Annotated in this window: 17 protein-coding genes; 10 read left to right on the top strand and 7 right to left on the bottom strand. The window is 69.9% G+C overall.

From position 1 onward, the window contains the following. Positions 1 to 202: 202 nt before the first annotated feature. The 3 genes from CLT68_RS18675 to CLT68_RS32860 all read right to left on the bottom strand — a co-directional run bounded on the left by CLT68_RS18675 (position 203) and on the right by CLT68_RS32860 (position 2,503). Positions 203 to 532: a TraR/DksA family transcriptional regulator gene (locus CLT68_RS18675; protein ID WP_099852429.1), complete on the bottom strand. Its 330-nt coding sequence runs from the start codon at positions 530 to 532 to the stop codon at positions 203 to 205. A 1,171-nt stretch (positions 533 to 1,703) separates the two neighbouring features. After that, entirely contained in the window at positions 1,704 to 2,342 is a 639-nt protein-coding gene (locus tag CLT68_RS18670; protein WP_099852427.1) for a hypothetical protein, read from the bottom strand. After that, positions 2,339 to 2,503 (bottom strand): hypothetical protein, encoded by a 165-nt coding sequence (locus CLT68_RS32860; protein ID WP_158240897.1) that lies wholly within the window; start codon positions 2,501 to 2,503, stop codon positions 2,339 to 2,341. Before CLT68_RS32860 ends, CLT68_RS18670 begins: the two co-directional genes overlap by 4 nt. A 72-nt stretch (positions 2,504 to 2,575) precedes the next feature. Between CLT68_RS32860 and CLT68_RS18665 the strand changes: the two genes are divergently transcribed. Beyond that, a complete protein-coding gene (locus tag CLT68_RS18665) occupies positions 2,576 to 6,664 on the top strand; it encodes a tetratricopeptide repeat protein (protein ID WP_099852425.1) in 4,089 nt (1,362 codons plus the stop codon). Between the two features lie 155 nt (positions 6,665 to 6,819). Next, entirely contained in the window at positions 6,820 to 8,667 is a 1,848-nt protein-coding gene (locus CLT68_RS18660) for a glycoside hydrolase family 15 protein (protein ID WP_099852424.1), read from the top strand. Positions 8,668 to 8,714: 47 nt separating this feature from the next. Here the strand turns inward: CLT68_RS18660 and CLT68_RS18655 are convergent, their stop codons facing one another. Beyond that, a complete protein-coding gene (locus CLT68_RS18655; RefSeq protein ID WP_099852422.1) occupies positions 8,715 to 9,233 on the bottom strand; it encodes a TetR/AcrR family transcriptional regulator in 519 nt (172 codons plus the stop codon). Positions 9,234 to 9,261: 28 nt separating this feature from the next. Further along, on the bottom strand, positions 9,262 to 9,690 hold the full coding sequence (locus CLT68_RS18650) for a nuclear transport factor 2 family protein (RefSeq protein WP_099852420.1): 429 nt from the start codon (positions 9,688 to 9,690) through the stop codon (positions 9,262 to 9,264). A 411-nt stretch (positions 9,691 to 10,101) separates the two neighbouring features. Here CLT68_RS18650 and CLT68_RS18645 point away from each other — a divergent pair, with 411 nt between their 5' ends. Next, positions 10,102 to 12,276, top strand: a complete 2,175-nt coding sequence (locus CLT68_RS18645; protein WP_099852418.1) for a UvrD-helicase domain-containing protein — start codon at positions 10,102 to 10,104, stop codon at positions 12,274 to 12,276. A 56-nt stretch (positions 12,277 to 12,332) separates the two neighbouring features. Here CLT68_RS18645 and CLT68_RS18640 read toward each other — a convergent pair whose 3' ends face one another. Then, the gene (locus tag CLT68_RS18640) at positions 12,333 to 12,977 is read right to left on the bottom strand and encodes a TetR/AcrR family transcriptional regulator (RefSeq protein ID WP_088947668.1); all 645 of its coding nucleotides are present in this window, start codon (positions 12,975 to 12,977) and stop codon (positions 12,333 to 12,335) included. A 131-nt stretch (positions 12,978 to 13,108) separates the two neighbouring features. Here CLT68_RS18640 and CLT68_RS18635 point away from each other — a divergent pair, with 131 nt between their 5' ends. The 5 genes from CLT68_RS18635 (at position 13,109) to CLT68_RS18615 (ending at position 17,353) form a co-directional block, all read left to right on the top strand. Continuing rightward, the gene (locus CLT68_RS18635; RefSeq protein ID WP_099852417.1) at positions 13,109 to 13,888 is read left to right on the top strand and encodes a glucose 1-dehydrogenase; all 780 of its coding nucleotides are present in this window, start codon (positions 13,109 to 13,111) and stop codon (positions 13,886 to 13,888) included. A gap of 130 nt (positions 13,889 to 14,018) precedes the next feature. After that, entirely contained in the window at positions 14,019 to 14,588 is a 570-nt protein-coding gene (locus tag CLT68_RS18630) for a DM13 domain-containing protein (protein WP_099852415.1), read from the top strand. A 271-nt stretch (positions 14,589 to 14,859) separates the two neighbouring features. Next, the gene (locus CLT68_RS18625) at positions 14,860 to 16,212 is read left to right on the top strand and encodes a ricin-type beta-trefoil lectin domain protein (protein ID WP_099852413.1); all 1,353 of its coding nucleotides are present in this window, start codon (positions 14,860 to 14,862) and stop codon (positions 16,210 to 16,212) included. A gap of 149 nt (positions 16,213 to 16,361) precedes the next feature. Beyond that, complete coding sequence (locus CLT68_RS18620) at positions 16,362 to 16,646, top strand: hypothetical protein (RefSeq protein WP_099857327.1); 285 nt, start codon at positions 16,362 to 16,364, stop codon at positions 16,644 to 16,646. A 179-nt stretch (positions 16,647 to 16,825) separates the two neighbouring features. Then, complete coding sequence (locus tag CLT68_RS18615; protein WP_099852412.1) at positions 16,826 to 17,353, top strand: cupin domain-containing protein; 528 nt, start codon at positions 16,826 to 16,828, stop codon at positions 17,351 to 17,353. A 45-nt stretch (positions 17,354 to 17,398) separates the two neighbouring features. Here CLT68_RS18615 and CLT68_RS18610 read toward each other — a convergent pair whose 3' ends face one another. After that, on the bottom strand, positions 17,399 to 17,911 hold the full coding sequence (locus CLT68_RS18610) for a DUF1772 domain-containing protein (protein ID WP_486482227.1): 513 nt from the start codon (positions 17,909 to 17,911) through the stop codon (positions 17,399 to 17,401). Positions 17,912 to 18,106: 195 nt separating this feature from the next. Between CLT68_RS18610 and CLT68_RS18605 the strand changes: the two genes are divergently transcribed. Together CLT68_RS18605 and CLT68_RS18600 are read left to right on the top strand one after the other, a co-directional pair. Further along, positions 18,107 to 19,255, top strand: coding sequence for a histidine kinase (locus CLT68_RS18605; protein WP_099852411.1), 1,149 nt, complete (start codon positions 18,107 to 18,109; stop codon positions 19,253 to 19,255). Then, positions 19,252 to 19,914 carry a response regulator transcription factor gene (locus CLT68_RS18600; RefSeq protein WP_088947662.1) on the top strand — a complete coding sequence of 221 codons (663 nt, stop codon included), beginning with the start codon at positions 19,252 to 19,254 and terminating at the stop codon, positions 19,912 to 19,914. The genes CLT68_RS18605 and CLT68_RS18600 overlap by 4 nt, the downstream gene beginning before the upstream one ends. Positions 19,915 to 19,934: the final 20 nt, after the last annotated feature.

The following is a 19,934-nucleotide window of genomic DNA, read 5'->3' as shown; positions in this document are numbered from 1 at the left end:
ATGAGATCGACGTGACGCACGACATGGTCGACGTTCGCGCCCGCGTTGATCCACACCCTGCCGCCGCGGCTGCGGGGCCACTGGGCCCGGGTCAGCGCAGGGCTCGCGGCCGACCCGCTGGCTCCGCCCGTACCCTGCGAAGGTCAGGCTCCGATCGCCGGTGTGTGGCTGCCGTGCGGCGGCGCGGCAGCCACACGAGGCGTCACTTGTTGTGCTTCTCCTGGCACGGCACGCAGAAGCGCGCGTGCGGGAGAACCTCGAGCCGCTCGGCCGGGATGTTCTGGCTGCACTTCTGGCAGGCACCGTAGGTGCCTTCGCTGATCCGGCTCAGCGCACCGGTGATCTGCTCGATGTTGCGGCGGGTGGCCAGCAGCAGCGCAGCCTGGTTGTGCGCCTCGCTGGGGTCGCCGGTGTCCGCGTTGAGCTCGGTCAGTTCCCGCAGCCGAGCCGTTTGTGCGGCGAAGTCGTCCGCCAGGGACGCTCGCAGATCAGCCAGCCAGCTCTGATCAACAGCACGATGATCGACGCTCATGGTCTACCTCTCCGGGGAAAAAGAAAAAGGGCCGAAGCTCGAATGGCTTCGCCCTTGCGGTCGTTTTGGGATGCAACGATTCCGCGGGAGGGTCTCGGCCGATTGGCGGCGGGCTCGACAGCTTGTGCGAGGGCGCGATGTGCAGCGCGCGGACAACCGGCACGCGCATCCCAACCGTCAGGCGTCGCTGCGTCGCTACGCGAGCAGCGCTAAGCGCTGCCAGCGCAGTGACGACAGACGAGCAGAAAGTCACCGACGGCATGCCTCCACCATAAGGGGACTACTGCACTAAAGCCAACGCCTTCGGAGGGACCCCGCGTTGGCCGCGGCCTGCTACCCGAAACGTCTCTTCACAGCTCAGACCGGACGATGACGGCACCGAGCCACCGGCCTGGAAAACAGCGCAGTCCGCTCAAAGACAACCGTCAGCTGGGGTATCAGCCGGGCGGAGAGGGGCACTCCAGGACGGCGATCGAGTTTCCGGCGAACAGCCGCAGGTGCGGGTGCCCGGAGAAGATCTGAACTGCCTCGTCGTGCGAGTCCGCTTCCACGATGGCGTAGCCGGTCAGGGCGTCGGTGAAGTCCTCGACGGCCTGCTCATGCCACAGCGGCGTCAGACCTGGACCAGTACGTCGGCGCGGCGGCTACCATCGCAGGCGCCCACCACCGCCGCGCGAGGTTGCCCTCAAACAGCCCGCCGACTGATACGCGCGAAACCGTGGGACGGAGATCAGCCGCTTCGGCGATTACCGTACTGGCGCGGGCTCTGGACCGAGCCCCGGCCGCCGAGGTGCTGGCCCTTTCCGTGCGGTTGAGGCGAGACGGCCTTGCCCTTCGCGCGACGGGCAGCCCGATTCGAGGGAACGGCAGGCTGGTCGGTCTCGTCCGTGGTTGAGGTGTCGGCGTCCGCCGCGTGGGCGTCTTCGACGGGCTCAGGCTCCGGCATCGGTATCTCCCTGGGTTCTTGGGCAGTGCGGACCATCGACAGCCGACGGACGCGGGCTACTCGACGCCGGTGTGGGCACCCTGACGGTAGCGCAACGCCGGGACCCTCCGATCGACGGTCTCCAGCTTCACCACTCCCGCCAACCCGGCGGCTGACCGCCTCGTCGCCAGCACTGTCTCACGGCTACACCAAGTGCATGCATTCGGACATCACGGGGATCGCGCGCTATCCGGCGGTCGCGGCGATGAACACCACCGCACCGACCACCACCAGCGCGGAGGCCAGGAAGGTCTGTCGGCGGGCCTGGCGCAACGTCTCCCGGACCTGCCAGGCGTGCGCGGTGGTGAGCAGCCACCGCAGGTACGGATCGGTCCGGATGATGTTGCGACGCGCTACGGCGAGGCCTTCTCGCAGTGCCGCCCGCTCCTCCGGCGGTGCCGTCGGCAGGCGGCCGGTGATCGCGGCAGCGATCCGGCGGTGCCGCAGCAGGCCGTCGATGTCGTCGGCGTACCCCCCGAAGTGGTACCAGGGCTCGGCCTGCAGCCGCTCGCGCAGCCCGCGCAGCTCCGGCCCGGTGAGTGAGGCCGGCGTGGTCATCGGCGGGACGAGCACCTCGCTGGTTCGCCAGATCGCCCAGGCCACACCGAGCAACGCCACCAGCAGGCCGCCGCCCGCCCACGTCGCGTGGGCCCAGTCGGTGACCTTGCCGGCGGCGATCAGGGGGCCAGCGCCGAGCAGCAGCGCGCCCACCGCGCCGGCCGAGGAGATGATCCAGCGCGCCGCCGCCCGGCTGTCCGCGACCGAGTCCAACGGGGACGGCAGCGCGTCCAGCCCTCCGCCGCCCGTCGGCGGCTCCCCGATCACTGGCCGTTGTCGCGGCGCAAGACGACGCCCAGCGGGCCGGTCTCGTCGTCGGGCAGATCGGTGTACGGCACCCAACGCTGGCCGTCGAAGAACTCCATCTCGCCGACTTCGTTGATCCGCACGGCGTTGACCTGCGCGAGCTCCTCAGAATCGTCAGCCATGGATACAGTATCGGTCAGTCCGGCAATGCGCCCTGGCATCGGGTCGTCTGCCGGCAACCGCGGGGAGCGTCTGTGATCCGGTTGACCGTCAGCGCGACCGACGTGGTCATGGCTGCCCGGGGTGAACGGTGGCGGCACCCGGTGGGCCGGGCCGACCAACGCACCGCCGACCTGCTCTGGCGGCTACGCGGCGACCCCTCGGTGGAGCTGTCGTACGAGGTCGGCGCCGCGCTCGGCCACCGCTTCCTCGGCGCTCCCGGCGCGGCCCTACGCGCGGAGCTGGCCCGGCCCGGCCGACACCGCCTTGGCATCGAGGTCACTGATCCGGCGCTGGCCGACCTGCCGTGGGAAACCCTGGTGCCGCCCGGCGAGGGCCTGCCGCTGGCGCTGCGCCCCGACGTCGACGTGTGCCGGACCGGCCCCCGGGCTGCGGTGCCCGCCGCCCGGGTGGACGGCCCGCTGCGGATGCTGGCGGCGATCGCAAGCCCGGACGACTCCACCCAGCCGCTGCTGGACCACGAGCGAGAACTCGGGCGGATCCTCGGCGCGGTGGAACCCGGGCACCGCCACGGAGTGCGGGTGCGAGTCCTGGAGTGGGGCAGCGCGGCCGCGATCCGCGCCGCTCTCGCCGAGGAGCCGTTCCACATCCTGCACGTCTCCTGCCACGCGCGTCCCGGCGCACTGCTGCTGGAAACCCCCACCGGCGCGGAGGACCGGGTGGACGCCGCGCGGTTCCTGACCGAGGTGCTGCCGCCGGGCAGGACCGTACCGTTGATCGTGCTCGCCGGCTGCTCGACCGCCCGCCGGGGTCAGCGGGAGCTGCCCGGGCTGGCCGGCGCATTGCTGGCCCAGGGCGCGCCGGCGGTCCTGGCAATGAACGGAACGGTCAGCGACGCGTACACCATCGAGTTCTGCGCCCGGCTCTACCAGCGGTTGGCCGCCCGGGGCGAGCCGGAACTCCTGGCGGAGGTCTCCGCCGTCCGCCGAGAGCTGGCGCCGACCTCCGCCGAGTGGTGGATGCCGACGCTGTTCCTGGCCGACCCCGCGCTGCGGTTGGCCGGCGGGCGGGACGGCGGGGCCGTCGCCGGGCCGCCGGGCCAGTCGGTCGTCGGGGAGGGCGTGGTACGCGCGCCGACGGACTTCGTGGGCCGGCGGGAGATCCTGCGCCGGCTGTCCCGGGGCAAGCTGCGGGTCCTCGTGCACGGCATCGGCGGAATCGGCAAGACGAGCCTCGCCGCCGAACTCGCGCAGCGGTTTGCCGACGCGGGCGGCATCGTCGTGGCGACCAGCGGCGACGCCATTGTCGACGGGATCCTCGACGAGCTCCGCCGCCAGGTGGAGATCCGATGCGCCCGGCCGGCGACCGCACCGGACGACCCGCTGCGACAACTCCTCGTCGCCCTCGCCGAGCCCGGCCAGGACTGGCGTCGACGGCTCGCGGCGAGTGGCACCGGCGGCACGCCGCTGCTGCTCGTCCTCGACAACGCCGAGGACGCCCTGGACGCCGAGCACCAGTTGGCCGACGGGGACCTGGCCGCGTTCCTCGCCGACTGGGCGACCCGGCACGAGCTGGTCGTGACCAGCCGGCACCCGTTCCCGGTCGCCGGCATCGAGCCCTACCACCTTGGCCCGCTCTCCTGGCAGGAGACCCGCAAGTTGCTCTGGCGGCTACCGGGCGTCGGCCGGCTGGCTCCGGCGGAACAGCAGAGAATGTGGCACCGGCTGGGCGGCCACCCGCGCGCGCTGGAATACCTCGACGGTCTGCTGCGCGACGGCACCGCCCGAGCCGGCGAGGTGGCCAGTCGACTGGCGGCAGTCGGCGGCAGCGACGACGCCAGGGCGACCGGCGTCGGCACGCCGCTGGCCGAGGCCGGCGCACTGGCCGCCGAGGACGTGCTGTTGCCCCGGCTGCTCGCTCACCTGGAGGCCGTCCCGGCGGCCCGCCGGTTGCTGCTCGGCGCGGCGGTTTACCGCACCCCGGTGGACCGGACCGGGCTCTCCTGGCAACTCGCCGACCCGGCGAACGGCGACGACCCGCCGCCGGAGTCGGCGGGGCTGGACGAAGCGATCACGCCCCTGTCGCACCTGGGGCTGCTGGCTCCCGTGACCGATGGCCACCTGGTGCACCGGTGGACGGCGACGAGCCTGCTGCGCATCGCCGGCCGCGATGCGGTCACCGAGTCACACCGCCGGGCGGGCCGCTACTGGGGCTGGCGGGCCCGAAACGCCGCAGACCAGCACACCTTCATCCGGCAGATCGTCGAGGCGCGGTACCACCACCTGGCGGCGGGTGACACCGAGCAGGCCATCACCTACTCCGAGCTGGCCTGCCAGGTGCTGCACGCGGCCGGGCACTGGGCCTGGGAGGAGAAGATCTGGCGGGAGCTCCTGCCGATGGCACCGCCCGGCTCGGCGCTCGCGGCGAGCTTCCTCAAGGGACTGGGCGACGTGCACCTCAACCGGGGCGAGTACCCGCAGGCGACGGAGCGCTACCAGTCGGCGCTGGCCGTCTATCGGGACCTCGGTGACGACAGCGGAGTCGGCAAGCTCCTGCACCAGTTGGGCCTGGTCGCCGACAACCGGGGCGACCGGGCGACAGCGGACCGGCTGTACCAGGAGGCGTTGACGATTTTGAGTCGGCTCGGCGACCGCGGGGCTGTCTCCAGAACCCTGCACCAGCTCGCCGGCATCGCCCGGGGCAACGGCGACGTCGAGTTGGCCATGGCGCGTTACCTGGAAGAGTTGGCGATCGCCCGGGAACTCGACGACCTGGACGGGATCGCCGCGAGCCACCACCAGATCGGCATGCTCGCCTTCGAAGCCCGGGACCTCGTAAAGGCGGAGCAGTGCATCCAGGTGTCGATCGCCACCTACGCCCGGATGGGCGTCCGGGTCGAGCAGGGCAGCGGGCTGGTGATGCTCGGACGGATCGCCCTCGCACGCTTCGCGTACGACACCGCCGAGTCCCGGGTCCGGGCCGCCCTGGAGATCTTCGAAGAGGTCGGCAGCAACGGCCGCATCGCGGAGTGCACCTTGCTGCTCGGTCACCTCTCCCGGGACCTCGGCGACCTCGAATTCGCCGAGAGCTGCTTCGCCCGCGCCCGGACGATCGTAGCGGCGCTCGGCGAGGACCCGCTGCTGCGCCGCTGCGACGAGCTGCTCGGCCAGGTCCGGACCGTCCTCGGGCGGGTCGTCGAGGCGGTGCCGCACACCCTGAGCGTGATGGGCGGGAATGACGGGCCGCCGCACCCGTCGGCCCTGGAGTGGCTGGCCGTGCAACGCCTGGAACTGGGTGCGCCGGCCTTCGCCGACCTGCTGGTCCGACACCTCGACCCGGCGCAGGCGGCCCACCGGGCCGAGCGGGTCGAGGCGTACCTTCGCTTCCGGTTTCCCGATGAGCACCCGACCCCGCTCGGCAGCGGGTACGTCCTGCTCGCCATCGCCGCCGCCCAGGCAGGCGAGTTCGGCACCGCCCGGATGTGCCTTCTCCGGGCATTGCCGATCTGCGCCGCCGCCGGCTACCGGGCGGGGATCGCCAAATGCCACGAGGACCTCGGCATGGTGGCACTGGAAACCCGCCAGCTGGCCGAGGCCCGGTCCCGCTACGAGCAGGCGCTGGAGGTCTACCGCGCGCTGCGCCACGAGCCCAACCAGGCCATCGTCCTGCACCAGCTCGGCCGGGTCTGCGAGGAGCAGGAGGACCTCGCCGGCGCGGACGGGTTCTACCGCCGCTCCATCGCGATCAAAAAACGGCTGGGGAACCAGTCGGGCGTCTCCAACAGCACCTTCCACCTCGGCCGGGTGGCCGGCCTGCGCGGCGACCAGGCCCTGGCCGAGCGGTGCTACCGGACCTGCCTGCGGATCGACCGCGAGCAGGGCAACTGGGAGGAGGTGGCACTGGACCAGGTGGCGATCGGGCAGCTGCGGGTCAAGCAGGGCCACCCCGCGGAGGGCATCCCCCTGATCGTCGAGGCACTGTCCATCGACCGGCAGATCGGGTCGAGCAACGCGGCGCTCGACCTGAACGCGCTGCGTGAACTGCGGGCCGGGCTCGGTGACGAGGCATTCACGGCCATCCTCACCGACGCCTTCGGGCCCAACCAGGCCGCCCAGGTGCTCGACCTGATCGCGGTGCTACCGACCACGGCCGAGCCGACCTGACCCACCCGATCAGGGCGGGCCCTGGACGAAGGTGCCGGCTGGGGGGTCGAGGCACCTCGGGGTACGCGACAGGGTGGCTGAACGCGAATCCCACCTAACTCGGCAATTCTCCCCCTAGATTCGATGCGCAGGACGCAGCCGAACCGGGGAGAGACGTGGACAGCTATCCGGCGATCGAGGATCACGGACTCATCGGCGACCTGCAGACCGCCGCGCTGGTGACGTGCGACGGGACGGTCGACTGGTTCTGCGCGCCGCGCTTCGACTCGCCCAGCATCTTCGCGGGGCTGCTGGACAAGGAGAAGGGCGGCTACTTCCAGATCGCGCCGCACGACACGCGGTACGTGACCAAGCAGCTCTATCTGCCCGGCACGCCCATCCTGATCACCCGGTTCATCAGCGCCGACGGGGTGGCCGAGGTGATGGACTTCATGCCGGTCACCGGCGAGCGGGCCACCGACGCCCACCGCCTGGTCCGCATCGTCAACATGGTCCGGGGGAGCATGCGCTTCCGGGTGGAGTGCCGGCCGCGGTTCGACTACGCCCGCGAAGAGCATCAGCTGGAACGCCATCGCAACGGCTATGTCTTCCGCAGCCGGTCGGCGACGATGACGTTCAACCCGGTCGACCCGGTGCGGCGGCTGCTCGCCGAACACGGCGACGTCCGCCTCGAGGGCGGCGATCTGATCGCGTACGGCACGCTCAACGAGGGTGACACCGGCGGCGTGGTCCTGGAGACGGCCGGCACCGAGCCGCGCATCTTCTCGCCGGAAGAGGTCCAGGGCATGTTCGAGTGGACCCGGGACTACTGGCGGCGCTGGCTTGAGCGCTCCAGCTACACCGGCCGCTGGCGGGAGATGGTCGAGCGCTCCGCCATCACGCTGAAACTCATGACGTACGCGCCGACCGGCGCGATGATCGCCGCCCCCACCGCCGCGCTGCCCGAGCTGGTCGGCGGAACCCGCAACTGGGACTACCGCTACACCTGGGTACGTGACACGTCGTTCTCGGTGCACGCGTTGCTCGGCCTCGGCTTCACCGAGGAGGTCAGCCGGTACATGAACTGGCTGGACGAGCGGATCCGCGAGGCCGGCGAGCACCAGGATCCCCTGAAGATCATGTACCGGGTGGACGGCTCCTCCGACCTGCACGAGGAGGTGCTCGACCATCTGGAGGGCTACCGCGGCTCGCGGCCGGTGCGGATCGGCAACGGCGCCGCCGACCAGATCCAGCTCGACATCCACGGCGAGGCGCTCTACGCCATGCACCTCGCCGACGAGCAGGGCATCCGCGTCTCGCACCAGGTGTGGAAGAGCACCGTCCGGCTCGTCGACTGGCTCTGCCACAACTGGGACCAGCCGGACGCCGGCATCTGGGAGAGCCGCCACCACCCCCGCAACTACACCTTCGGTCGGGTGATGTCCTGGGTCGCGCTGGACCGGGCCATCCGGCTGGCCACGCGCACCGGCCGCCCGGGGGACATGACCTGCTGGACGAAGCAACGCAACCGCATCTACGACCAGGTCATGGCCCGCGGATACAACCGGGAGCGCGGCACCTTCGTGCAGGCGTACGACGAGTCCGTGCTGGACGCGGCGCTGCTCGCCATGCCGTCAGTCGGTTTCGTCACGCCGAGCGACCCGCTCTGGCAGTCGACCCTGCACGCGATCGAGCGCGAACTGGTCTCCGACAGCCTGGTGCACCGGTACGACCCGGTCCACTCCCCCGACGGTCTCCCCGGCCACGAGGGCACCTTCAACATGTGCACCTTCTGGTACGTGGAGGCGTTGGCCCGTTCCGGCCGCCTGGACGACGCCCGCCTCACGTTCGAAAAGATGTTCACTTTCAGCAACCACCTCGGCCTCTATGCCGAGGAGATCGCCGCGACCGGGGAGCAGATTGGCAACTATCCCCAAGCGTTCAGCCATCTTTCTTTGATCAACTCAGCGCTGACACTCAACGATCTGCTCGACGCCGAGGCCGACGCCCGGCGCCGCCGCTAGCGGGTGCACGCTCCGGTCGGCCGCAGACCCGGCGAGGAAGACCACACTCAGGTACTGGCGAGTGTCCTGGCCCAGGGCTCGTCGATTTCGCCAAGACCCAGCATGGTCGTGACGTTGGCGAGCATGCCGACGGCGAACCAGCGCCGGACGGCTTCCTCGTCACCGTCGAGCAGCTTGTACACGACCGCGACTTGTCGGGCGTAGCAGGCGCGGACGGCGTCGCGGATGAGCGGCTCGTCGGTGGCACAGTTGGCTTGCATGAGGAAGCGCAGGACATCGCCGTCCTCAATGATCATGCCGTAGGCGTCTCGCAGAGCCTGCTCCGTCGTATCGGCCGCGTTCAGGGCCTCCGTCAGGAGATCGCCGACATGCTCGACGGCGGCGATGAAGATGGTCTGCTTGTTGGCGAAGAGGCGATAGAGGTACGGCTGAGAGATGCTGGCCCATTCGGCGATCTCATGGGTGGTCGTCCCGTAGAAGCCCTTGCGTGCGAAGCAGCTCACCGCGGCGTCGACTACGCCTTGGCGGCGCTGGTCACTCTTGACTGTTGTCCCGGCAGCAGGCATGTGACCAGCCTATCCGCCATGATCGACCTCAGGCGTCGGCCGGTGTCAGAGCCTCGACGGCGGCCAGCGGATTCCAGTAGTCGTCGAACCGGGTGACCAGTCCGTCGGCGCCGGTGTGCACGACCACGATGAAGTCCTGCTGGAACCGCTTGCCGGTGGGCCGGGCGGTCCCGTCGAGCTTTCCCCGCGCCACGGCGACCTGCGAACTGGCCGTCGCGATGAAGGTCAGGTCCACGAGCCGTGCATCGAAGGTTTCGGTGAAACCACGCATGTGCGCGTGCAAGGCTTCGCGCCCGTGCAACTCGGTGACCATGCCGGGCGGGGCGAAGGGGAAGGTGAAGGTGGCGTCGGTGGCGAAGAGAGCAGCCCAGGCGTCCAGGTCGGCGGCTGTCAGCAACCGCAGGTGCTCGGCCGCAGCGTGCTGGGCGGGGGTACGGATCTCGATCGTGTCGGTCATGATCGAAACCTACCGTCTCCATTAGTGGTTAACCTATAACAAAACACTGTGCGATCGATCATGACGCTCGGCGCTTGCCTGACCGAGCTTTCCCTGCTCTGCGGTGGGACCGTCTCGGCTTCCCCAAACAAGGGCCAGAACCCCGCTTCGTAGCCAGCGAGACGGCCGGCAACGGCGCCACGGCCTTCGCCCTGTGGTCGAAATGCAGCCGCAGATCAGATTGCGACCGAACCGTCAATGAGCAAATCACGATTGCGTGAGGCCACAAGCGACCCGGAACTGCAAGGCATTGAGACTCCCATCTCGGTCGGCGGAGTTCCTGGCCGACGAGATAGACGTTCCCTATGCTTGCCGCCGGAATGCACTGCGGCTCATCCGGGCCGAGGGGAACACCCATACGAGGATTTGCGAATGCGCCGGACTTCTGCCGTGAACAACGGCACTGCCGATGCCAGCGGAGTAACACCGGGCGGCGAACCGCCGACCTCCACCCCGGAGGGCGTCGCCCGCCAATCTGCCATCGCCGAGGAACAGGCGTTCCTCGACATGGCCACGGCCCGGCGCGACAGGCTGACCGAGCACCTGGAGGTCGAGCTCTCGTCGGAGGCCCTGGACGCGTTGGAACATGCCCGGCAGCGCATGCTCCGTCAGCAGTACGAAGAGCTGCAGCGAGCTCGGGAGGGGCTGGTCTTCGGTCGCCTCGACGGCCTTGATGGCACCGTGCGACACGTGGGCCGTGTCGGTCTCCGCGACGACGTCGAGGACAGTGAGCCACTGCTGGTGGATTGGCGCGCTCCCGCAGCCCGGCCGTTCTACACCGCGACGGCCGTCGACCCCCAGGGTCAGGCACGACGGCGTCACGTACGCACGAACGGGTCGACCGTCGTCGGGGTGGACGACGAGCCGCTGGACGGGAGCATGACGGCCGAACTCGTCGGTGAGGGCGCCCTCCTGGCCGCCCTCGACCAGCGGCGCACCGGTGTCATGTCGACGGCGATCTCCACGCTGCAACGCGAACAGGACGACATCGTCCGGGCCAGGGCGACCGGCCCGCTGGTCGTTCAGGGCGGTCCCGGCACCGGCAAGACCGTGGTTGCGCTGCACCGCGTCGCCTACCTGCTGTTCACCTACCGAAAGATGGCCGAGCAGGCGGTCCTGGTCCTCGGCCCCTCGCCGCGTTTCCTCCAGTACATCGGCCAGGTGCTACCCGCCCTCGGTGAGACCGCCGTCGTCTCGGCGACCTGCGACACCCTGCTGGCCGACATCCGCGTGGGCCGTGACGAGAGCCGGCTTCTCGCCGAGATCAAGGGCCGCGCCCTCTGGCAGCCCGCGCTTGAGAGCTACGTCGCGTCGCTGCTCCCCCGACCCCGCGAGCTGAAGCTGCGATGGGAGGGCGATTTCTACGTCATCGACGCCGCAACGGTGGCGCAGGCGCTCGCCTCGGCGGTGCAGGGACGCCCCTACCACCGGGCCCGCGCGGCGTTCGCCGAGCAGTTGCACCACCTCCTCGCCGACGCCGTCGCCGAGCAGCGCGAGACGCTGATGAACGAGATGGAGGAGGGCTTCGAGGACATCCTCGCCCGCGTCGACAAGGGGATGGAACATGACCACCGTCCCCTCCGGACGTCCACGGGCAGCGACGTCGACGGGCTGCTCTCCGAGGAAGAGATCGAACACCTGCATACTCGTATCGCCGAGAACGCCACCATCGCCCGGTTCGTCGAGGCATTGTGGCCCACCCTCGACGCCGAAACCCTGCTGGGTGACCTCCTGAGCGACCGCGCCCTGCTGGCCCGGATCGCCCCGCAACTGTCGCCGGAGGAGCTCACCGCCGTCGCGGCCGAGCCAGCCCCATGGGCATCGAGCGACATTCCCCTGCTCGACGCCCTCGCCGACCTGCTCGGCGACGTCGACGCCCCGCAACCACAGGGCGAGTTCGTCGCCGACCACGCTCGCCGGCAACGCGGCTGGGTGTACGGCCACGTCGTCGTCGACGAGGCGCAGGAGCTGTCCGAGATGCAATGGCAGATGGTCCTGCGGCGCTGCCCCAGTCGCTCCATCACGGCCGTGGGCGACATCGACCAGGCCGATGCAGCGCACCGGCACACCAGCTGGGCGCAGGCGGTGCAGGCTGCTTTCGGAGACCGCTGGACCGCCGCGGAACTGACCATCTGCTACCGGACCCCGCGCGAGGTCATGGACCTCACCGAACCGGTCCTGAAGAAGGCTGGCAGCCACAACGCGCCGCCACGGGCGGTGCGATCCTCCGGCATCGCCCCCTGGGAGCTCACGATCACCCCCGCCGAGCTTGCCGGCGCCGCCGCCCAGGCAGTGCGACAGCTCCAGCAACGATGGCAGGGCGGCATGGTCGGCGTCATCGCCCCCGCCGACCGCGTCGCCGAACTCCGGGTCGTGCTGAGTGATGTGCCAGTGCTCACCGCGACCCAGTCCAAGGGACTGGAATGGGACGCGACGCTACTGATCGACCCTCAGGGCATCGCCGCCGAACCGCGCGGCTGGAACGGGCTCTACGTCGCGCTCACCCGATGCACCCAGGAACTCGGGCAGCTGATAATCACGCGGTAGTCGGGCTCTTCACAGACGAGGGTGTGGTCGCGCGCCTGGGCCTGCGGGTGGCGGGGTCAGTCGGTGGTGGACGTGTCTGGTCCAGTCGCGGCATACCGGGCGGCGATGGTGCGGACCGCCTCGTCGACCACCTGAGCGACGCGTTCGGCGCTCACCTCCCAGCCCGGCACGAGGAGTGTCGGCCAGAAGACGTAGTTGGAGATCATGCCCAGGAACTGGGTGGCTGCGAGCTCCACGTCCTCGACCCGCGCCGTTCCCGCCTCGTGCTCGGCCAGGAGGTAGCCGCGTACGGACTCGAAGTAGGGCATCTTCCCGTGCGAGAACTGCGCGTGGGCCAGTTCGGGGAATCGCGGCAGCTCGGCGATGACGATTCGGAACAGGTCGGTCATCCGGGGCTGGCTCAACAGCTCGGCGTAGCGGCGACCGATGGTTCTGAGCCCGTCGACGAGGTTGCCCGCCGGCGGCGGCTCCTCTTCGTCAGCTGTTGCCCAGGACTCGGTGACGATGGCGTCGAACAGGGCAGCCTTGCTCGGAAACTGCTTGAACAAGGTGGCCCGCGAAACGCCCGAGCGCTCTGCGATCTGCGCCAGCGACGTCCGGTCGTAGCCCAACTCGAGGAACAGTGCCGTCGCGGCCGTCACGATCAGCGCGCGTTTCTCCTGGGCTACACGCTGGTGATACGTCGTCACGACCCTGCTCATGGACCGAGCATACGAGGTGAGTGGCTTGACTCACCACTGCCGCTGACCTAGTGTCAGGGCAGTGGTGAGTCGCTCGACTCACCATCGGCCGGCGTTCCCGGTCGGTCACCCCTGTACCGAAGGAACATCTGATGAACCGCTTCGACAACCAGACCGTGCTCGTGACCGGTGGGACCGGCGGCCAGGGCTCCAGCCACGTACGGGCCTTTCACGCGGAGGGAGCGAACGTGGTGATCGGCGGCATCGACGCCGAACGCGGCGCCGCTCTCGCCGACGAGCTCGGTACCCGTGCTCGCTTCACCCGCCTCGACGTCACCGACGAAAGCTCGTGGTCCGCCGCTGTGCGGGCCGCCGAAAGCACCTTCGGCGCCCTGAACGTGCTCATCAACAATGCAGGCGTCCAGAACCCGCCGGCGCCGATCGAGAACACGGGCCAGGCCACGTGGTCGCGCATCCTCGACATCAACCTCACAGGGACCTTCCTCGGCATCAAGGTCGCCGCCCCCGCTCTGCGCCGCGCGGCAGGGGGAACGATCGTCAACATCGCCTCGACGATGGGCCTGGGCGGCACGGCGCACTACGCGCCGTACGTCGCCAGCAAATGGGCCGTGCGTGGTCTCACACGAACGGCGGCGCTCGAGCTCGGCCGCGACCACATCCGTGTGAACACCATCCACCCCGGCGTGATCGCGACCCCCTTCATCCAGGAACCAGCAGCTGGCGCCACCGTGGCGATCGCCGACTTCTACTCACCCGAGCCGTTCGCCATCCCCCGGCTTGGGGAACCGACCGACGTCACCCGGCTTCTCCTGTTCCTCACGTCATCGGACGCCTCGTTCATCACGGGTTCGGAGTACGTCATCGACGGTGGACTCCTCCTCGGCCCCGCCCTTCAGGCGGAGACCGCATGAGCAACCGACTGGCATGCGAACCTCCTGGGCGGGTTCAGACGACGACTGCGCCCTCAACCGTGAAGAGTCGTAAGAGATCCGAAAGGGTTCGCGGCCAGTTCGACGGTCGCGGCGGTCGTACGCTCCGGGAATGAGGGCATCGATCTTCCGGTCGCCGGTGGCGTGGGCTGGACTCGCCACCGTTGTCGTCGTGGCGGTCCTGGCCGCCTACTGGTTCCAGCCGTGGAAGCTGTTCACCGACACGTACGTCGACGACGCGCTTCCTCCCGCCGGGGTGACACCGGCCGCCACGACGCCAATGCCCACGCCCCAGTCCCCCACGGCATCGGCCACCACCCCTGCGGTCAACGAGATCCTGGCTGCGGGCGAGTTCGTCACCCATGAGCACGAGACGACCGGCAGCGCCGAGATCGTCCGGCTCGCCAACGGGCGCCACCAGCTCGTCGTGAAGGACCTGAAGACGTCGAACGGACCGGACCTGCGGGTGTGGCTGACGGACCAACCGGTCACCCGAGGCACGGCCGGCTGGCGGGTGTTCGACGACGGCGAATGGGTCGAGCTGGCAAAGCTCAAAGGCAACAAGGGCAACCAGGTGTACGAGCTACCAGCCTCGGTCGACCCGCGGGACTTCCGCAGCGTCTCCATCTGGTGCAAGCGGTTCGCGGTCTCCTTCGGCGCGGCCGACCTCACGAGCACCTGATCAGGCCGCAACCTGCCGGACAGAGCATTGACATCTTTCACTGTGCAATCTAGCGTCGGAGCGAATCGATTCGACGTCGAGCCAGGTGCTGCGGCGCCGCAGATGATCGGTCACGTGGTGCTCGGGCGCGCACGGCGTGGGCCACATCGATTCGACGACCGACTGGTCCTGCGTGGGCGGCGGGACCAGTGGCGGGGACCTGTGTCCATGAGCCGGCCGGGTGCCGCGGACCTCGTCCAACCATTTCGTGCCGAGTGGCGGGAGCCCCATCATGACAAGACGCAGACCCATCCTTGGTTTTCTCGCGACGGCGGCAGTCGTCGTGACCGTGGGCGCGGCGGCGCTGGCCGGTGGCTTGAGCACCACTGCGTCCGCCGCGAACGTCGCAGCCGCCGCAGCGACCGCCGGGTGCGGCAAGGCGCCCGGACTGAACAGCGGCACCCACACCATCCAGAGCAGCGGGAAGAGCCGCAGCTTCATCCTTCGGCTGCCCGACAGCTACAACAACACCTATGCCCACCGGCTGGCCTTCGGGTTCCACTGGCTTGGCGGCACCGCCAACCAGGTCGCGTCGGGTGGAACCGACGGAGCCGCCTGGGCCTACTACGGCATGCTCTCCCAGGCGAACAACAGCACCATCTTCGTCGCCCCGCAGGGCCTCAACAACGGCTGGGGCAACTCCAACGGCGAGGACGTGACCTTCACCGACGACATGATCCGCGTCATCGAGAACGCTCTCTGCGTCGACACCACGCAACGTTTCTCGGTCGGGTTCAGCTACGGCGGCGCGATGAGCTACTCGTTGGCGTGTTCCCGACCGACAGTGTTCCGCGCGGTCGCGGCAATCGCGGCCCCGGGGGCGATCAGCGGATGCAGCGGCGGCACCCAGCCGGTGGCGTACCTGGGGATTCACGGCATCAACGACAACATCCCGAGCGGGCGGTCGCTGCGCGACAGGTTCGTCCGCAACAACGGTTGTGCCGCGCAGAACCCACCCGAACCAGCGGCGGGCAGCCGGACCCACATCACCACCGCCTACTCCTGCCAGGCCGGATACCCGGTGGTCTGGGCCGCGTTCGACGGCGGCCACCAGCAAGGTCCGGTGGACGGGTGCGCCGGCTGTGAGAGCGGCGCGCGGAGCTGGGTCAAGCAGGAGGTGTGGCGGTTCTTCACCCAGTTCGGCTCCACCGTGCCGCCCACCACTCCGCCACCATCGACCCCGCCTCCGGGCCAGCAGAACGTGCTGATCGCGGGTAGCCAGTCCGGCCGGTGCATCGACATCCCCAACTCCAGCACCAGCAACGGCGCCCGCCCGCAACTCTGGGACTGTCACGGTGGCACCAACCAGCGCTGGACCCATACCGCCAACCGCACCCTTACCGTCTACGGCAACAAGTGCCTGGATGCCAGCGGGGCAGGCAGCAGCAACGGCACCGCTGTTCTCATCTGGGACTGCAACGGCCAACCGAACCAGCAGTGGAACGTGAACTCCAACGGCACCATCACCGGCGTCCAGTCAGGGCTCTGCCTCGACGCCATCGGCTCCGGCACGGCCAATGGGACGCAACTACACCTCTGGGCCTGCCACGGCGGCGCCAACCAGCAGTGGAGCACGCGCAACTAGCGCCGTAACGCTAGACGTTCGCCATGGTGGAGCCGCGCCGCCCGGGGTCCTGTCCCGGGCGGCGCACGGCCGCTGTGCCGCCAGGGGCGCGCAGTGTCCCGGTTGCGCACCGCTGATTAGATGTGCTGATGGGTCCGTGGGAACCAACATTGCTCGTCATCGCCACGATCGGGTCGGTCGCGGCTGCGCTCGGAGCCTGGTTCCAGGACAAGCGCAGCTCGGCGACCCAGCTCGCGGCCGTGCAGCGCAAGCTCGACCTGGTTATGGATCACCTCGGCATCGTCGCGCCCGTGGAGTCGGAAGTGGTCCGGCACCTGGAGAGCGGCCGGGTGATCCAGGCTGTACGCGTGTACCGCCAGCAGACCGGCGCGAGCCTGGTCGAGGCGAAGCAGGCGGTGGACCGCATCGCCGCCGTGCTCCATCTCCAGCGGTAACACCGCTGCCAACATCCTCTCGCCCGTCGGAATTCGGCGCGGCCGTCGCTGTCCGCTCACCTCAGAGGTGACGGTGATTCTAGGATTCGGACAGGGCCGCGCAGCCCGGAGACCAAGGATCACCTCGGGTCGAAGGCTGCGCGCCTCCTCGGAAGAACCACGGCAGGAAGGACAGCGGCATGACCGACCGCGAGCGCGCCACCCCGGCCATCCCGGACGACGATCCGAGCCGAACCCTGACCGTGGCCGACCCCGGCGACCCCGCAACCACCTACATCTCTCTCGCCGGTGGCACCTACGCCATGCTGATCACCGGCAAGCAGACCAACGGTCAGTACTGCCTCATCGACATGCGCATCCCCGACGGCGGAGGACCGCCGCCCCACCGGCACGACTTCGAGGAAATGTTCACCATTCTCGAAGGCGAGATCGAGTTCACCTTCCGCGGGGAGAAGCACCTCGCCCGAGCAGGTTCCACAGTCAACATCCCGGCCAACGCGCCGCACAATTTCCGCAACACCTCCGGCGCACCCGCCCGCATGCTGTGCGTCTGCACCCCGGCAGGCCAGGACGAATACTTCCTGCGCGTCGGCGACGAGGTTGCCGGCAAGGACGCACCGCCGCCGCAGCTCACCGACGACGAGATGGCGGAGCGCCGGCAACGCGCGGCCGATCTGGCACCCGAGTACCGCACCGAGATGCTCTGACCGACCAGGGCCGGCCAGGAGACCCGAGAATACGACGTCCGGCGCTCATCGCTCGACCGGTACCGGCGCGGTCTCCCGGGCGAAGCGCAGCAGGGCGGTGAATGCCAGCGCGGACGTCACCGCTCCACCGGCGAGGCGTACCCAGTGGCCGGCGACGAACTCCTCGGCGACCTGGCGCAGATACTCCGGAGAGTGCGTGCCGACCGGGTCGACGAACATGATCTCGTTGCGCGGCCAGAAGAACACCACCGAGAACAGGAACTCGCAGGCGATGAAGACCACCGCGGCGGCGGCGACGTACCACCGCAGTCGCCGATTGCGCCACGTGAGGGCGGTCGCGGCGAGGCTCGTCAGGACGACCGAGGCGCCCAGCGGCGGGAAGTAGTCGCTCGGGCCGCCGGCGACCAGGAACTCACGGGCCCGGTCCAGCGAGGCGGGGGCGTCCCCGAAGACGTTCGGGTAGAGCATCACGGTCTCGGCCGCGACCCCACCAAAGGACATCATCGCCGCCCAGACGAGCACGATGAGCACGATCCAGGTCAGCTTGACACGGGACACAGCAGCACTTCTCCTTGGTTTTCGGGCCCCTGTGGGCACGATCTGTGATGTCGCCGTCGACGCTAGGTCGCCAACTCGGGACCGTCTGCCGCGCGGACGCGCGAGCTGGCATCGCTTCTCGACGTACGTGCCGGGGCGGGGGTGATGCCTGCGGACGGCAGCGGCGCGGGGCCACACCGACTTAGGCTCACGGACGTGCAGGCCACCTCACCCACCCGAACCGAGGCGCTGCTCGCCGTGGCCATCCTGGGCCTGGTCACGGCGGCGGTCGTGACCGAGGGCGCGTCAACCTCCCAGGCGGCGTTGGCCGGCGGATTCGGGGTCGGACTGGCCGTACTGCTGCTGGTGGCCCGGCGTTGGACGGTCCCCGCGCTGCTGGCGACGGCCGCCGGCATCCTCGGCTACTACGCGCTGGAGCTGCCGCCGGTCGGCGTGGCCGCCCCGGCCGCCGCCATCCTCTACGTGGCCGCGCAGCGGGGCCGGGTGGTCCCGGCCGCCGCCGTCGGTGGGAGTCTGCTGATCGTCTCGGTGGCCGCCCGGCTCGTCGAGGGAGACGACATCTCTGTCGTGATCGGTGCCGGTCTGGGATCCGAGGCAGCCCTGATACTCGCCGTCATCGCCCTGGGTGACGCCGTCCGCAACCGGCGTTCGCTGCGGGCCGCGCTGGCCCGGCAGGCCGCCTTCGCGGCCGAGGAACGCCGCCGGGAGGCCGCCCGGCAGGTCGAGGCCGAGCGGCTGCGCATCGCCCGGGAGGTGCACGACACGCTCGGACACACCATCTCGGTGATCACCCTCCAGTCGGCTGTGGCGCGGGAGGCACTTGCCGATGCCGAGCCCGGGCAGGCCGAGGCCGCCCTGGCCGCGATCCACTCGGTGAGCGGCAGCGCCATGGCCGAGCTGCGCGCCACGTTGGGCACCCTGCGTCGCGAGCCCGGGCCGCGCGAGCCTGCGCCCGGTTTCACCCAGCTGCGTACGCTCGTCGAGGGCGTCCGCCGCGGCGGGCTGCCTGTCGAGCTGCGTCTCGACGACTCGGTCGACGCCCTGCCCACGGTGGTCGGCAGCACCGTCTACCGGATCGTGCAGGAGGCACTGACCAATGTGCTGCGCCACGCCCACGCCACCCGCGCCACGGTGACGATCCGGGCGACCCCGTCCGGGTTGTCGGTGGAGGTCGTCGACGATGGTCGGGGATCCGCCGGCGGCGCGGCAGGTGAGACGGGTCAGGGGCTGCGCGGCATGTCGGAGCGGGTAGCCCTGCTCGGCGGCACCCTCGATGCCGGCGAGGCCGCTGACGGCGGTTTCCGGGTCTCGGTCCACCTACCGCTGGCCGGGATCGCCGCATGAGCGACGTACGCGTCGTCCTCGTCGACGACCAGCACCTGGTGCGCACCGGGCTCCGCGCGTTGCTGGAACGCGCCTCGGACATCACAGTGGTCGGCGAGGCCGGCGACGGCCGGGCCGCCGTGGCGGTCGCCCGCGAGCAGCGGCCCGACGTCGTCCTGATGGATGTCCGGATGCCTGGTGGCGACGGCATCGAGGCAACGCGCCGCATCCTCACCGACCCGACGCTGGCCGACGTTCGGGTGGTCATGCTGACCACCTTCGACGACGACGAGTACCTCTTCGAGGCCATCCGCGCCGGCGCCGCCGGCTTCCTGCTCAAGGACACCCCGCCCGACGCCCTGCGGGACGCTGTCCGCGTGGTGGCCGGCGGGGACGCGCTGCTGTCACCGGCGGTGACCCGGCGGGTGATCGCCGCGGCGGCCCGCTCCCCCGTCGCGGACCCGGCCCGGCTGACCGGGCTCACCGGGCGGGAACGCGACGTCCTGGCACAGGTCGGCACCGGACGGTCGAATGTGGAGATCGGGGCGGCCCTGCACCTCAGCCCGGACACGGCCCGCACGTACGTGAGTCGCCTGCTGCACAAGCTGAACGCCCGCGACCGCGCCCAGCTCGTGGTCATCGCGTACGAGAGCGGGCTGGTCCGACCCGGCGACGGCTGAGCCTGGGTCGGCGAGCATCG

Source organism: Micromonospora sp. CNZ299, from assembly GCF_002754415.1.
Note: the sequence above shows the minus strand (reverse complement) of the source record. Positions and strands in the feature narration are given on the sequence as shown.